This is a genomic window from Pseudomonas sp. LLC-1 (genome assembly GCF_002992185.1).
GTDB classification, from domain to species: Bacteria; Pseudomonadota; Gammaproteobacteria; order Pseudomonadales; family Pseudomonadaceae; genus Aquipseudomonas; species Aquipseudomonas monteilii.
Genome location: NZ_LUVY01000021.1, coordinates 52,210 through 67,247 on the forward strand (window position 1 = coordinate 52,210; position 15,038 = coordinate 67,247).

The 15,038-nt window shown below is 62.3% G+C and carries 11 protein-coding genes; 10 read left to right on the forward strand and 1 reads right to left on the reverse strand.

The annotated features are described in order from the left end of the window. Positions 1-335: 335 nt before the first annotated feature. On the forward strand, positions 336-1,205 hold the full coding sequence (locus A0O30_RS23575) for a DMT family transporter (RefSeq protein ID WP_105948227.1): 870 nt from the start codon (positions 336-338) through the stop codon (positions 1,203-1,205). A 116-nt stretch (positions 1,206-1,321) separates the two neighbouring features. Here the strand turns inward: A0O30_RS23575 and A0O30_RS23580 are convergent, their stop codons facing one another. Further along, positions 1,322-2,716, reverse strand: a complete 1,395-nt coding sequence (locus A0O30_RS23580) for a PLP-dependent aminotransferase family protein (protein WP_105948228.1) — start codon at positions 2,714-2,716, stop codon at positions 1,322-1,324. 442 nt (positions 2,717-3,158) lie between these two features. Between A0O30_RS23580 and A0O30_RS23585 the strand changes: the two genes are divergently transcribed. The 9 genes from A0O30_RS23585 to selB all read left to right on the forward strand — a co-directional run bounded on the left by A0O30_RS23585 (position 3,159) and on the right by selB (position 15,034). Continuing rightward, a complete protein-coding gene (locus tag A0O30_RS23585) occupies positions 3,159-4,184 on the forward strand; it encodes a TauD/TfdA family dioxygenase (RefSeq protein ID WP_105948229.1) in 1,026 nt (341 codons plus the stop codon). Between the two features lie 31 nt (positions 4,185-4,215). Next, on the forward strand, positions 4,216-5,001 hold the full coding sequence (locus A0O30_RS23590; RefSeq protein ID WP_105948230.1) for a TSUP family transporter: 786 nt from the start codon (positions 4,216-4,218) through the stop codon (positions 4,999-5,001). A 21-nt stretch (positions 5,002-5,022) separates the two neighbouring features. Continuing rightward, complete coding sequence (locus tag A0O30_RS23595; protein WP_105948231.1) at positions 5,023-5,784, forward strand: SDR family NAD(P)-dependent oxidoreductase; 762 nt, start codon at positions 5,023-5,025, stop codon at positions 5,782-5,784. 147 nt (positions 5,785-5,931) lie between these two features. Then, positions 5,932-9,000 (forward strand): formate dehydrogenase-N subunit alpha, encoded by a 3,069-nt coding sequence (gene fdnG, locus A0O30_RS23605; RefSeq protein ID WP_146256325.1) that lies wholly within the window; start codon positions 5,932-5,934, stop codon positions 8,998-9,000. Then, entirely contained in the window at positions 9,000-9,950 is a 951-nt protein-coding gene (fdxH, locus tag A0O30_RS23610) for a formate dehydrogenase subunit beta (RefSeq protein ID WP_105948234.1), read from the forward strand. The genes fdnG and fdxH overlap by 1 nt, the downstream gene beginning before the upstream one ends. Then, positions 9,947-10,603 carry a formate dehydrogenase subunit gamma gene (locus tag A0O30_RS23615; RefSeq protein ID WP_060499562.1) on the forward strand — a complete coding sequence of 219 codons (657 nt, stop codon included), beginning with the start codon at positions 9,947-9,949 and terminating at the stop codon, positions 10,601-10,603. Before fdxH ends, A0O30_RS23615 begins: the two co-directional genes overlap by 4 nt. A gap of 4 nt (positions 10,604-10,607) precedes the next feature. Further along, on the forward strand, positions 10,608-11,528 hold the full coding sequence (fdhE, locus tag A0O30_RS23620) for a formate dehydrogenase accessory protein FdhE (RefSeq protein WP_105948235.1): 921 nt from the start codon (positions 10,608-10,610) through the stop codon (positions 11,526-11,528). A 159-nt stretch (positions 11,529-11,687) separates the two neighbouring features. Beyond that, complete coding sequence (gene selA / locus A0O30_RS23625; RefSeq protein ID WP_105948236.1) at positions 11,688-13,115, forward strand: L-seryl-tRNA(Sec) selenium transferase; 1,428 nt, start codon at positions 11,688-11,690, stop codon at positions 13,113-13,115. Then, complete coding sequence (gene selB / locus A0O30_RS23630) at positions 13,112-15,034, forward strand: selenocysteine-specific translation elongation factor (protein ID WP_105948237.1); 1,923 nt, start codon at positions 13,112-13,114, stop codon at positions 15,032-15,034. The genes selA and selB overlap by 4 nt, the downstream gene beginning before the upstream one ends. Positions 15,035-15,038 lie beyond the last annotated feature (4 nt).

A 15,038-nucleotide genomic window follows, 5' to 3' on the forward strand; every position in this document is an offset into this window, starting at 1 on the left:
CTACGATCCATTTTTGTAAAGTTTTTTGAGCGAAAAGCGGCGAATCATTACAAAATTCCGTACGTTTTTCATGCGGTATGACTTTCTATGTGGTGGTTGACCCCTTGTTTTATGGGCGCTCACTAGCTCGATTGGTTTTTTAGCTTTCCGGTATTCATAACCGTTCTGATCGGCAAGGTAAGGCGTCTAACAAGACAAAAAAACCAGGGCAGTTGCCTTGGTTTTTTTATGGCCCGGTATCCTGTGTAGGAGACGTCTGAAGTTGCTGGTGTTGCAACTCCTCACCGCCCTCTCTGTTTAGTATCTGCTTCATAGCAGGCAGAGGGAATGGAAGCATGGACGTCATCATGGGTTTGGTAGCTGCCGTACTTTGGGGTGCTGCGGATTTTCTGGTGGGGGTAAACGCTCGGGCGGTTGGTATTCGTCGAGCCGTCTTTTTTGGACAGGTATTGGGCCTGTTGCTGATGGGACTGATCATCCTCATGTCGGCCAATCAGCTGGAGAAGATGCTGGCGGCCCCTGTTAGCGCATTGCTTCTTGGCGGTGTTGCGGCGCTTTGCACGGTGTTAGGAGCGCTGTCACTTTCCAAGGCCTTTGCTATCGGCAAAACGGCAGTTGTGGCTCCGCTGGTGACCACGTATGGCGTTTTTACTACGCTGCTGGCCTGGCTGGGTGGTGATGAATTGTCGCTTTGGCAGTTTCTTGGTTTGCTGATCTGTTTCTTTGGCGTGCTGTTGGCCAGTAGCAGCGGTAACAAGGCGGATGATCAGGGGCGCTCGATGAGCCGTTTGCCGGTTGCGTTCGCTCTATTGGCGGCGGCGCTCTACGGCGTCAGTTTCTGGCTTCAGGGAAAATATGCGCTGCCATCACTCGGCCCTGTGAACATGTTGGCGCTAGGGTATGCCGTTGGGGTGATCTTCCTCATGCCCGAAGCGCTCAGGCTGATGAGGGGCTGGTCGGTAATCAGGCCAAGAACCTATGCAACATTATGCGGTGCCAGCCTGTTTAACCTCGGTGGCTTTTCTGCCTTTTCCTGGGGGGCGCTCAATGGTTCGATTTCTGTTGTTACGGTGATCAGCACGCTTTCGGGCGGAATCGCTGCGGTACTTGGCTTTTTCTTCTATCGAGAGCGGTTGTCCTGCTTTCAAGTTGTAGGCGTGAGTCTGGTTTTAGCAGGGGCCGTTGTGCTGCACCTGCTTGAGTGACCTCTATAAGTTCAGGGGCTGCATTCACTATGGGGGCGGGCGAGCCCGCTCTCATAGGTACTGCGCAGGTTTCTTCTACGGCGCAATCCTGTGGGGGTATTAACCCAGTCAGTGCTTCAGTAGAACAACCGCGGCTCCGGCGAATCCAGCAGGCTTGCCAACTTGGTCAGGGCAAAGCCCAGTTCCTGGCGGCTGGGGCTCATCAGCGCGATGCGCACACCGCAGGTGGCGTGGCTACGTTCTGGTAAAAACTGGCTGCCGCTGACCACCGTAACGCCGTTGTTACGCGCCAGGTTGGCGAACTCGTCGCTGGTCCACGGCTCTGGCAACTCCAGCCAGATATGAAAGCTGTGGGGCTGAGTACGGATGTTGTATCGACCAAGAATCTCCCGGGCCATGTGCTGGCGCGCGGCCGCCTCGTCCTGCTGTACCCGTACCAACTGGTCGGCCATACCGCTGTTGATCAGGTTACTGGCCAATTGCGCCATCAATGGCGAAGGCATCCACACGCTGCTGCGTACCATCGACGATAACCGTGACAGGGTTTGCGGCGGAGCGTACAGGTAGCCGATGCGCAGCGCCGGCAGCACGCTCTTGGACAGGCTGGTGAGGTACACCGAGCGTTCAGGCGCATACGCGGCCAGTGGCTTGTAATCCGGGGCGGGCTCAAGAAAACCGTAGATGTCGTCATCGACGATGAACAGGTCGAACTCGCGGGCGATCTCGGCGATGGCCTGGCGCCGTGCGTGGGGCATGATCGAGTTGGTCGGGTTCTGGTGCGTGGTGACGCATACCAGCAGGGAAGGGCGGTGCTCCAGGCAGGCCGCGCGCAATGCATCAGGAATAATGCCGTGCTCGTCCATGGCCACGCCGCGCAGGCGGCGGCCCATGCTGTGGGCCAGAGAGATGATGCCTGGGTAGCAAAACGACTCGCACAGCACCACATCGTCGCTCTTCGACAGGCTGCTGATGGCTACCAGCAGGCCATGCTGGGCCCCGGAGGTCAGTACCACTTGCTGCCAGCGTGCTTCGGGCAGCCAGCGCTGTATCCAGGCCGCGCCGGCCTGCTTGTGCGTCGCGTGGCCACCCTCGGTGACATAGTCGAGCACCTGCCCCAGGTCGGGCGAAGCGGCGAGTTCGGTTATGGCTCCGCGCAGCCAGTCGCTCATGTGGGCGTCGTTGGGCTTGATGATCGACAGGTCGATCTGACCGCTTTCGCGCCCGGTATTCACGGGGCTGGATCGGGTGCCAGGGGCAGCATTCGGCGTCGGCCGTTGTTGCAGTACAAAGGTACCTCTGCCGACTTCACCCACAACCAGGCCACGCTTGGCGGCTTCGTCATAAGCGCGGCCGATGGTGCCAGGGGTGACGTTCAGGGACTCGGCCAGGTCCTTGAGGGTTGGCAAGCGTTCGCCAGCCACCAGTCGGCCACTGCCAATGTCCTGCTCCAAGGCGTCGGCGATCATCAGGTAGACCGGCTGCGCCAGGTCGCTGTAGTGAGGAACCCACATAGAAATGGCACCAGAATTTGCGAGAACGCGGAAGCCTAGCACGAAAGGTCTGATGGAAGTAATTGTGTTTTCCCACATGTAAATTGCCTTGATTGACTCGCTTGCGCCTACCCTGCGCAGCTATCAAGCCCCGCTTCTAGAGGCCATGCGCTTTACCTATGCCAGATTGTCTGCTCATCGGTGTATCTAGAAATCTTTTGAAATCAATGAGTTGATTTGATCGATTCAATTCAAGGTGTTGACGCTTTGGAAAATCAATTGAATCGAGGTTATTTTTATAATTACAATGATTGAGTCGATGCAATGCGAAATTGCCTGAAAGGCTTTCATCGCCGCCATCGCATAGCTGTGAACGGCTTCAAAAAAACAACCTCTGCCGCCTCTGCCCGGCTTGGCACGATACCGAACGGCCTCAAGCCAGCTCAATGGAATAGCACTCGAAATGGAAAGCGCACACCTGCAACAAGGGGCCGAGCCTCAAACCTCTCTGGAGATCCGCCTGCCTTGGGTTACTTCCAGCGCCTGGCAAACCTTGCTGAACAATACCCCGCTCGATTTTGAGGCGAGCAAAGAGCTTTACCCGCAGCTCAAGGACCAGGCGCAGGAAGTGCTGGGCAAGGCGCTGTGCCGGCAGGTTCGAGGGTTTGTCGAAGATCCGCAGTTGACCAGCATGATCGTGCGCAACTGCCCCCGGGACCGGGACATCCCGCCCACACCCTACACAGGCGTGCTCAGCCCGCGCAGCACACCCATTGCATGCCTGGTGAGCCTGACCATGCAAAGCCTGATGGGGATCAACCCGGTGGTTTACGAAGGGGAGAACGATGGCCGGTTGTTCCGCCATGTCATCCCGTCGCGCAGTTCTTCCAGCCACAAGAGTTCTCATGGTTCGCGACTGCGTTTTTCCTACCATGTGGATAACCCGGACCTGCCGCTGTCTTGCGAACCGCTGGGCGTAACGTCCTGCTGCCCGGAATACCTGTCGTTCTTCGGCATGCGCTGTGACCCGCGCATCAGCACCACGCTGGTCAACCTTGATGCAGTGGTCGAAGCACTGCCGGCGTCGACCGTGCGCGAGCTGTGTCTGCCGCAGTTCGAAATCCGCCGCCCGGACTCATTCACCGGCAACCGCCGTTGCACGGCAGAGCTGCCAGTGCTGGCGCGTGGTCACGCTGGCGAATGGTTGTGCCGTTTCGACAGCGAGAACACCCACGGCCTCAACCTGCGTGCCGAGCAGGCCTTGGGCTGCCTGCGTGGCGTGCTGGAGACCCGCCGCTTCGATGAGCCGCACCTGCTGCTGCCGGGCGACTTTATGGTGTTCAAGAACCAGCGCGTGTTGCACGCCCGCGACGGCTTCGAGCCGCAGAACGATGGCGCCGACCGCTGGCTGTTACGCCTGTTTGCGGTCAACGACCTCAACCGGGTGCATTTTGCCCGGGCCGACCACCTGTACGAAGTTCTCTCCTGATCCATTTCACTGATTCAACGGACGCATACTTATGGAACTGTTAGGCGCCTTCTGGGCGGAACACTGGTTGCTGGCAATCCTGATGCTCGGCGCGATCGCCTTCGTTGCAGGCTTCGTCGACAGTATTGCCGGTGGTGGCGGTCTGTTTCTGGTACCGGGCTTTTTGCTGGTGGGCATGCCGCCGCAGGTGGCACTGGGCCAGGAAAAACTGGTCAGCACCCTTGGCACGTTGGCGGCCATTCGCAACTTCCTGGCCAACAGCAAGATGGTCTGGCAGGTGGCGTTGGTCGGGGTGCCGTTCTCACTTCTGGGTGCCTACCTGGGGGCGCACCTGATCGTGTCTATCTCGCAAGAGACTGTAGGCAAGATCATCCTGGCGCTGATCCCGTTCGGCATCCTCATCTTCCTCACCCCCAAGGACCGCCCGGTAGAGGAGCGAGAGCTGTCTTCGCGCATGCTCTACACCGTGGTGCCGTTGACCTGCCTGGCCATCGGCTTCTATGACGGCTTCTTCGGCCCCGGTACCGGGAGCATGTTCATCATCGCCTTCCATTACCTGCTGCGCATGGACCTGGTCTCCAGTTCGGCCAACTCCAAAACCTTCAACTTCGCTTCCAACATCGGCGCCTTGGTCGCCTTCGTCATGGCCGGGAAGGTCGTCTACCTGCTGGCATTACCGCTGGTGGCCTGCAACATCCTGGGTAACCACCTGGGCAGTGCCCTGGCGCTGCGCAAAGGCAACGAAGTGGTACGCAAGGCGCTGGTGTTCTCGATGCTTTGCCTGTTCACCAGCCTGGGCGTGAAGTACCTGGCCTGACCTACTGATAGGAGAAAACTGATGAAAACCGCATTCGTAACTGGCGCCTCCTCGGGTTTTGGCCGTGCCATCTGCTGCACGCTGATCGGCAAAGGCTACCGCGTGATCGGTGGCGCCCGGCGCATGGACAAACTGAAAGCGCTGGAGGCCGAATTGGGCGTCAATTTCATTCCGCTGGCGCTGGATGTCACCGACCCGGTGTCGCTGGAGACGGCGGTCGAGCAGATTCGTGATGCATCGCTGCAGATCGACCTGCTGGTCAACAACGCCGGGCTGGCGTTGGGTGTGGACCGAGCCCAGGCCAGCAGCGCCGAAAACTGGCAGAGGATGATCGACACCAACATCACCGGCCTGGCCATGGTTACCCACAAGATTCTGCCGCAAATGGTGGAAGCCGACAGCGGGATGATCATCAACATTGGCTCTATCGCCGGCACTTACCCCTACCCGGGCGGCAATGTTTATGGCGCCAGCAAGGCCTTCGTCCGCCAGTTCAGCCTCAACTTGCGTGCCGACCTGGCGGGCACCCGAGTACGGGTGAGCAACATCGAGCCGGGGCTGTGCTCGGGCACTGACTTCTCGGTGGTACGTCTGAATGGCGACCTGGACGCGGTGCAGGCGTTGTATCGGGATGTCGAGGCCATCCTGCCGGAGGATATCGCGGCTACGGTAGCCTGGATTGCCGATCAGCCGGCGCATGTGAACATCAATACCGTCGAGATCATGCCGGTGGCGCAGAGCAGTGCGGCGCTGAATGTGGTGCGCAACCTGCCGCGTGCCTGACCCGGGCCTTACCACTGACTCAGGTCATCGCACGTTCCCGATTCTTGACTAGTCTTAACCATTGGCGGCCATGTATTGGCCGCCACCGTGACTACCAAGAGGCGCCGGCCATGTTCCGCGCGTCCACCACCTGATCAGGAGTGCACGATGGACCTGAACCGTCGGCAATTCTTCAAGGTCGCCGCCGTCGGCCTTGGAGGCTCGAGCCTGGCGGCGTTGGGCATGGCCCCGACGCCGGCCTTCGCCGAGCAGGTGCGTCACTTCAAGCTGGCGCACACCAACGAAACCCGCAACACCTGCCCTTACTGCTCGGTCGGCTGCGGCCTGATCCTGTACAGCCAGGGCGATGCGGGTAAAAACGTCAAACAGAACATCATCCATATCGAAGGGGACGCCGACCACCCGGTCAACCGCGGCACCCTCTGCCCTAAAGGCGCCGGCCTGCTGGACTTTATCCACAGCCCGAGCCGCTTGCAGTACCCCGAGGTACGCAAGCCAGGCAGCAAGGAGTGGGTGCGGGTCAGCTGGGACGAGGCGCTCGACCGCGTCGCCGACCTGATGAAACAGGACCGAGACGCCAATTTCATCGAGAAGAACGCCCAGGGGCAAACCGTAAACCGCTGGCTCACCACCGGTTTTCTGGCTGCCTCCGCCGCCTCCAGCGAGGCAGGCTACCTGACCCACAAGGTCGTCCGCGCAACAGGCATGCTGGGGTTCGATAACCAGGCACGTGTCTGACATGGCCCGACGGTGGCAAGTCTTGCCCCGACGTACGGCCGTGGCGCCATGACCAACCACTGGTCCGATATCGCCAACGCGAATCTGGTCCTGGTGATGGGTGGCAACGCAGCAGAAGCGCATCCGTGCGGCTTCAAATGGGTGACCGAGGCCAAGGCGCACAACAAGGCGCGGCTGATCGTGGTCGACCCGCGTTTTACCCGTACCGCTTCGGTGGCGGACTACTACGCGCCGATCCGTACCGGTACCGATATCGCCTTCATGGGCGGGCTGATCAATTACCTGCTGAGCAACGACAAGATCCAGCACGAGTACGTGCGTAACTACACCGATGTGTCGTTCATCGTCAAAGAGACCTATGGCTTCGAGGACGGGCTGTTCAGCGGCTACGACGAGGCCAAGCGTGTGTATGCCGACAAATCCGGCTGGGGTTACGAGCTGGGTGAGGACGGCTATGCCAAGGTCGACCCGACCCTGCAACACCCGCGTTGCGTGTTCCAGTTGATGAAACAGCATTACAGCCGCTACACCCCGGAACTGGCGAGCATGACCTGTGGCATGCCACAGGACGCCATGATGAAAGTCTGGGAAGAGATCGCCACCTGCTCGGCACCGGGCAAGACCATGACGATTCTCTACGCGCTCGGCTGGACGCAGCACTCGATCGGTGCGCAGATCATCCGCAGTGCGGCCATGGTCCAGCTGCTGCTGGGCAACGTCGGCATGCCCGGTGGTGGTGTCAACGCCTTGCGCGGGCACTCCAATATCCAGGGCCTGACCGACCTCGGCCTGCTGTCCAACTCGTTGCCGGGCTACCTGACCCTGGCCGGTGACGCCGAGCAGGACTACGCCACCTACATCGACAAGCGCGCGTCCAAGCCGCTACGCCCAGGGCAGCTGTCGTACTGGCAGAACTACGGCAAGTTCCACGTCAGCCTGATGAAGGCCTGGTACGGCGCCAACGCCACGGCGGAAAACAACTGGGGCTATGACTGGCTGCCCAAGCTCGATGTCCCGGCCTACGACGTGCTGCGCATGTTCGAGATGATGGGCCAGGGCAAGGTCAACGGCTACATGTGCCAGGGCTTCAACCCGATTGCCGCGCTGCCGGACAAGAACCGCGTCACCGCAGCGCTGGGCAAGCTCAAGTGGCTGGTGATCATGGACCCGCTGGCCACCGAGACCTCGGAGTTCTGGCGTAACGCCGGGCCGTTCAACGACGTCGACACCGCCAATATCCAGACCGAAGTGATCCGCCTGCCCACCACCTGCTTCGCCGAGGAGGACGGCTCGCTGGTCAATAGCAGCCGTTGGCTGCAATGGCATTGGAAGGGGGCCGACGGCCCGGGTGAGACCCGTACCGACGTGCAGATCATGAGCGAACTGTTCCTGCGCCTGCGCCAACGCTACCAGGCCGAGGGCGGCGCCTACCCTGATGCGATGATGAACATCAGCTGGCCGTACAAGATCCCTGAAGAGCCATCCCCGGAGGAGCTGGCCAAAGAGATGAACGGCTGGGCGGTCACCGACCTCACCGACGCCACCGGCGCCACGCTCAAGGCTGGCCAGCAACTGTCAGGCTTCGGCCAGATGAAGGACGACGGCAGCACGGCGTCTGGATGCTGGATCTTCGCCGGCTGCTGGACCGAGCAGGGCAACCAGATGGCTCGCCGTGATAACAGCGATCCGTATGGCATGCACCAGGTGCAGAACTGGGCCTGGGCCTGGCCGGCCAACCGTCGCATCCTCTACAACCGTGCCTCCAGCGACCCGCAAGGCAAGCCGTGGGACCCAGAGAAGAAACGCTTGGTATGGTGGAACGGCAAGGCCTGGACCGGTACCGATGTGCCGGACTTCAAGGCCGACTCGCCGCCCGAGGCCGGGATGAACCCGTTCATCATGAACCCCGAAGGCGTGGCGCGTTTCTTCGCCATCGACAAGATGGCTGAGGGGCCGTTCCCCGAGCACTACGAGCCGTTCGAAACGCCGATCGGTATCAACCCGCTGCACCCGCAGAACAAGAAGGTGGTCAGCAACCCGGCTGGCCGCATCTTCGACTCGGTGTGGGACACGCTCGGCACGCACGACGAGTTTCCCTACGCGGCGACCACCTATCGGCTGACCGAGCATTTCCACTTCTGGAGCAAGCATTGCCGGCTCAACGCCATTGCCCAGCCCGAGCAGTTCGTCGAAATCGGCGAGGTGCTGGCCAACGAGAAAGGCATCAAGGCCGGCGACCGGGTGCGGGTGTCGAGCAAGCGCGGGCATATCGATGCGGTGGCAGTGGTGACCAAGCGGATTCGCCCGCTCCAGGTCAACAACCAGACCGTGCACCAGATCGGCATTCCGTTGCACTGGGGTTTCACCGGCGCTACCCGGCATGGCTACCTGACCAACACCCTGGTGCCATTCCTCGGTGACGGCAACACCCAGACGCCAGAGTCCAAGTCGTTCCTCGTCAAAGTGGAGAAACTCTGATGGCCAGCCAAGACATCATCGCCCGCTCGGCCACCACCACCGTACCGCCTTCGGTACGCCAGCAGCAGGAAGTCGCCAAGCTGATCGACACCACCAAGTGCATCGGCTGCAAGGCCTGCCAGGTGGCGTGCTCGGAATGGAACGAACTGCGTGACGAGGTCGGCCACAACCACGGCACCTACGACAACCCCCAGGACCTCACGGCCGAAACCTGGACCCTGATGCGCTTCACCGAGCACGAGCGCGACGACGGCAACCTGGAGTGGCTGATCCGCAAGGATGGCTGCATGCACTGTGCCGACCCAGGGTGCCTGAAGGCGTGCCCAAGCCCGGGGGCGATCATCAAGCACGCCAACGGCATCGTCGACTTCAACCAGGACCACTGTATCGGCTGCGGTTACTGCATCACCGGCTGCCCGTTCAACATTCCGCGCATCTCGCAGAAAGACCACAAGGCGTACAAGTGCACCCTGTGCTCCGACCGCGTGACTGTGGGCCTGGAGCCGGCCTGCGTGAAAACCTGCCCGACCGGGGCGATCGTGTTCGGCAGCAAGGACGAGATGAAAGTGCATGCCGCCGAGCGCATCGTCGACCTGAAGTCGCGGGGCTACGACAAGGCCGGGTTGTACGACCCGGATGGCGTCGGTGGCACCCACGTGATGTACGTGCTGCACCATGCCGACACGCCGAAGCTGTACGCCGGCCTGCCGGACCAGCCGGTGATCAGCCCTTTGGTGGGGCTGTGGAAGGGCTTCACCAAGCCGCTGGCGTTGCTGGCCATGGGCGCGGCGGTGTTGGCCGGGTTCTTCCATTATGTGCGGGTTGGCCCACAGCGGGTCGAGGAGGACGAGCACCCCACGCCGCCGGATGACAACGTGCATCAGGTGGATCCTGCGGTCCATGTCTATGACCCGACCAAGCCCGGGGGGCAAGGGGAGCAGCGGCCATGAACGACAACAAACCCATCCTGCGCTACAACGCCAATGAGCGGACAAACCACTGGATTGTGGCAATCCTGTTCATCCTGGCGGGGCTGTCGGGGCTGGCGCTGTTTCATCCGGCGCTGTTCTGGCTCAGCCACCTGTTTGGCGGCGGGCCGTGGACGCGCATCCTGCACCCTTTCATCGGGGTGGCGATGTTCGTGTTCTTCCTCGGCCTGGTGTTCCGTTTCTGGCGCGCCAACTTCATCACCGCCAACGACCGCCTGTGGCTGCGTCGCATCGATCGGGTGATGGTCAATCGTGAGGATGGCGTGCCCCCCATCGGCAAGTACAACGCCGGACAGAAGCTGCTGTTCTGGACCTTGCTGGCGTGCATGCTGGTGCTGCTGGTGAGTGGAGTGGTGATCTGGCGTGCGTATTTCAGCCACTGGTTCGGCATCGATGCCATTCGCTTGTCTGCGCTGCTGCACGCGTTGGCGGCGTTCGTGCTGATTCTCAGCATCATCGTGCACATCTATGCCGGCATCTGGATCAAGGGCTCGATCGGCGCCATGCTGCATGGCTGGGTCAGCCGCGCGTGGGCACGCAAGCACCATGAGTTGTGGTACCGCGAAGTGACCGGCGACAAAACGCCGGGCAATCACGGACGAAAAGAAGGATGAACGCTTGAGCACGATACTCGAACCCGGGCAGATCGAAGCGTCGGCGGTGATGCCGCCGTTTCTGCACCTGCCGCCCGCCAACCTGTTCGAAGTGCGCGCCGCGCGACTGGAGCAGCTGGCCCAAGGCAATGCCCTTGGCGACTACCTGAGGTTGGTGGCGCGGTTGTGCCGCGTCCAGCAGCAGCTTGTGGATAACCCGCCCGCTGGCGTGCCGGTGGCCGAGGAACGTCAGCGCCTGTGCATAAGTCATGGTTTGCCGCCGTTGGCGGCTGACAGCCTGGTGCGCGAAGGGCCTTGGCTGGTTTGGTTACAGGCCTTCCTTGAGCACTTCAACGGTGAAACCAGTGGCCCGCTGGGTGAGGCCTTGCAGGTGCTGCGTGGCAGTGATGACAACCAGCGCAAAGGCTGGGGCATCGCTTTGCTGGCAGGGCAGTATGACGCGGTGCCAGCGGCATTGGTGCCGTTCCTCGGGGCCGCGTTGCAGGCGGCCTGGTCCAGCTGGCTGCTGGCGTTGCCAACGCCGGAGCTGAAACCTGCTGGCAGCCTGGCCCAGTGCCCGGCTTGCGGTTCGCCGGCAATGGCCGGGGTGGTGCGCAACCGTGGCAAGCACAATGGCCTGCGCTATCTGGTCTGTTCGTTGTGTGCCTGTGAATGGCATGTGGTGCGGGTGAAGTGTGTGTATTGCGAGTCGAGCAAGAACTTGCGCTATACCAGCCTTGAGGATGATCGCCATGCGCCGGGCAAGGCGCCATTGCGTGCCGAGTGTTGCCCGGGCTGCGAAAGCTACCTGAAGCAGAACTATCTGGAGAACGATGCAGCGGCCGAGCCTTTGGCCGACGACCTGGCCAGCCTGGCGCTGGATATGCGCCTGGACGAGGAGGGCTTTCATCGCCTGGCGCCCAACCTGATGCTTGCGCCCGGGTAGTGGGTGAGTGTCTACACTGAAATACCGAGTTGCCTTCTTCGCGGGCACGCCCGCTCCCACAAGGACTGCGCAAGCCTCAAATACAGCGCGGACCCTGTGGGAGCGGGCGTGCCCGCGAAGAGGCCAGTACAGACACCGGATAACCCAAGGTAGTACCGCATGTCTTCAAGCCTAGCCAGCGACACCCCACGCCTCCCATCCATCGACACCCTTCTGCGCCACCCGGCCTGCCTCCCGCTGATCGATCGCCACGGCCGCGATGCAGTGCTGGCTACCTTGCGCCAACTGCTCGACGACCTGCGTGACCCTGCCCGCAACGGCCAGCTCAGTGCAGCCGAACTGGCCACCGAAGTGCTGCTGGGCCGCACCGGCGAACGCCTTGCCGCTCAACAGCGCAGCCAGGTCCGCCGTGTGTTCAACCTCACTGGCACCGTGTTGCACACCAATCTGGGGCGGGCCCTGTTGCCGGAAGAGGCCATCGAGGCCATGCAGACTGCCGCCCGCTATCCGCTCAACCTGGAGTTCGACCTGGCCACCGGCAAACGTGGCGATCGCGATGACCTGATCGAAGGCCTGATCCGCGAGCTGACCGGCGCCGAAGCCGTCACCGTAGTCAACAATAACGCCGCCGCCGTGCTGCTGGCGCTCAACAGCCTGGGCGCACGCAAGGAGGGCATCATCTCCCGTGGTGAGCTGATCGAGATTGGCGGTGCCTTCCGCATTCCCGACATCATGGCCCGGGCCGGCGTGAAGCTGCACGAGATCGGTACCACCAACCGCACCCACGCCCGCGACTATGAGGCCGCCATCGGCCCGCGCACGGGCCTGCTGATGCGTGTGCATTGCAGCAACTACAGCATTCAGGGCTTCACCACACAGGTGCCCACTGCCGAGCTGGCGCGGATTGCCCACCAACATGAACTGCCGCTACTCGAAGACCTCGGCAGCGGCAGCCTGCTCGACCTTACCCGCTGGGGCCTGCCCGCCGAACCTACGGTGCGCCAGGCCCTGGCTGATGGCGCCGATATCGTCACCTTCAGCGGCGACAAACTGCTGGGCGGGCCTCAGGCAGGGATCATCGTTGGCCGCAAAGACCTGATCGCCAGGATCAAGAAAAACCCGCTCAAGCGAGCCTTGCGCGTCGACAAGATCACCCTCGCAGCCCTTGAAGCGGTGCTGGCACTGTACCGCAACCCCGACCGCCTGGCCGAGCGCCTGCCCAGCCTGCGCCTGCTGACCCGCAGCCAGGCCGAGATCCAGGCTCAGGCCGAGCGCCTGTCGCCTGAACTCAAGGCGCGTCTCGGCGAGCAATGGGCCGTCAGCGTAGAACCTGCGCTGGGCATGATTGGCAGTGGCAGCCAGCCGGTGGCGCGCCTGCCCAGTGCCGCGCTGTGCCTGCGCCCGCAAGTGTCGAAGAAGCTGCGCGGGCGCAGCTTGCATGTACTGGAGCGGGCCCTGCGTGATCTGCCTGTACCGGTGCTGGGCCGCATCGATGACGATGCCTTGTGGCTGGACCTGCGCCAACTGGATGACGAAGCCCAGTGGCTGGCCCAGTTGCCCGCCCTGCAACTGGGGCCAGTGCAGTGATCGTTGGTACCGCCGGGCACATCGACCACGGCAAGACCGCACTGCTGCAGGCGCTGACTGGCCAGGCCGGCGACCAGCGGCAGGAAGAGCGCGCCCGCGGCATGACCATCGACCTTGGCTACCGCTATGCGGCGCTGAGCGAAGGCGCGCCGCTGACGGGCTTCATCGATGTGCCGGGCCACGAGCGTTTTATCCACAACATGCTGGCCGGTGCCCATGGCATCGACCTGGTGCTATTGGTGGTGGCTGCTGACGACGGGGTCATGCCGCAGACGCGCGAGCACCTGGCGATCATCGAGCTGCTGGGGATTCCCCAGGCCCTGGTGGCGATCAGCAAATGCGACCGGGTCGAGCCGGCCCGGCTGGCCGATGTGCAGGTGCAAGTCGGTGAACTGCTGGCGCCAGGGCCGTATGCCGGTGCGCGGCAGTTCCCATTGTCGAGCATCAGCGGGGAAGGCGTGGACGCGCTGCGTCAAGCCCTGCTGGAGGCTGAGGCCAATGTACGGGCACGCGCTGTGCGCGGTGGTTTTCGCCTGGCCATCGACCGCGCTTTCGCGGTTAGCGGCGCTGGCGTGGTGGTCACCGGCACGGCGCTGGCCGGGCGGGTCAGTGCCGGCGATACCTTGTTGCTGGGCAAGGCCGGCAAAGCAGTGCGCGTGCGTGGCCTGCATGCACAGAACCAGGCCTCGTTGGTGGCAGAAGCGGGCCAGCGGGTGGCGCTGAACATCGCTGCCGAGCGACTGGCATTGGAGCAGATACACCGGGGTGACTGGCTGGTGCCTGAGTGGTTGCATGCGCCTGGCGTACGGGTGGATATCGAGCTGAGCCTGTTACCGGGAGAGACACGTACGTTCGAACATTTCAGCGCCGTGCACGTACACCTGGGGACTCAGGATGTGACGGCCCGGGTCGCCTTGCTAGAAGGCGAAAGCCTGGCGGCCGGCCAGCGCATGTTTGCCCAGTTGTTGCTCAATGCGCCGCTGCAGGCGGTGCATGGCGACCGTTTGGTGCTGCGCGACCAGCGTGCCCAGCGCACCTTGGGCGGTGGCAAGGTGCTGGACCCGTTCGCGCCAAGCCGCCAACGCCGCAGCGATGAGCGCCTGCGCCAGTTGCAGGTGCTGCGCGATACCGAAGAACTGGAGCAGGCGCTGCCGGCGCTGCTTGCCAGTGCACCGGGCGGTATCGACCCCCAGCGGCTTGAGCGGCAGTTCAATCGCCTGCGAGAAACCTGGCAGTTGCCGGAAGAAGTTTTGGTGGTGGCCACGCGGCAGGGCCAACTGCTGTTCGCCACTGCCAAGTGGCAAGCGCTGAAGCAGCAGGTGATGGAGCAGTTGGCACGGTTCCACGAACAGGAGCCCGACCAGCTCGGCCCGGACCGTGATCGCCTGCGCCGCTTTGTGGCCTTGCCCCTGGAGCGACCGGCCTTCGTCAGCCTGCTGGACGAGTTGCTCGATGACGGCAGCATCGCCAGCAGCGGGCCTTGGCTGCATTTGCCCGATCATAAGGTGCAATTGAGCGAAGCCGACAGTGAGTTGTGGGCGCGCCTGGAACCGAGGTTGTTGGCGGGGCAATACGACCCGCCGTGGGTCAGGACGTTGGCAAGTGAGGAGAACTGCGCTGAAGCCGATGTGCGCCTGTTGTTGCGCAAGCTTGCACGGCTGGGCCTGGTGCACCAGGTGGTGCGTGACCTGTTCTACCCTGAGGTGACGCTACAGCGCATGGCAGCGCTGCTGCTGGGGCAGGCCAGTGAGACGCCGATAGTGCAGGTTGCCGCGTTTCGCGATATGTTGGGGATCGGTCGCAAGCGCAGTGTGCAGATTCTGGAATACTTCGACCGCATCGGCCTGACCCGGAGGGTGGCCGACCAGCGTCACATCCGCGCCGACAGCGCCCTGGCCCAGCAGCAGACCAGGCACTGAGTTC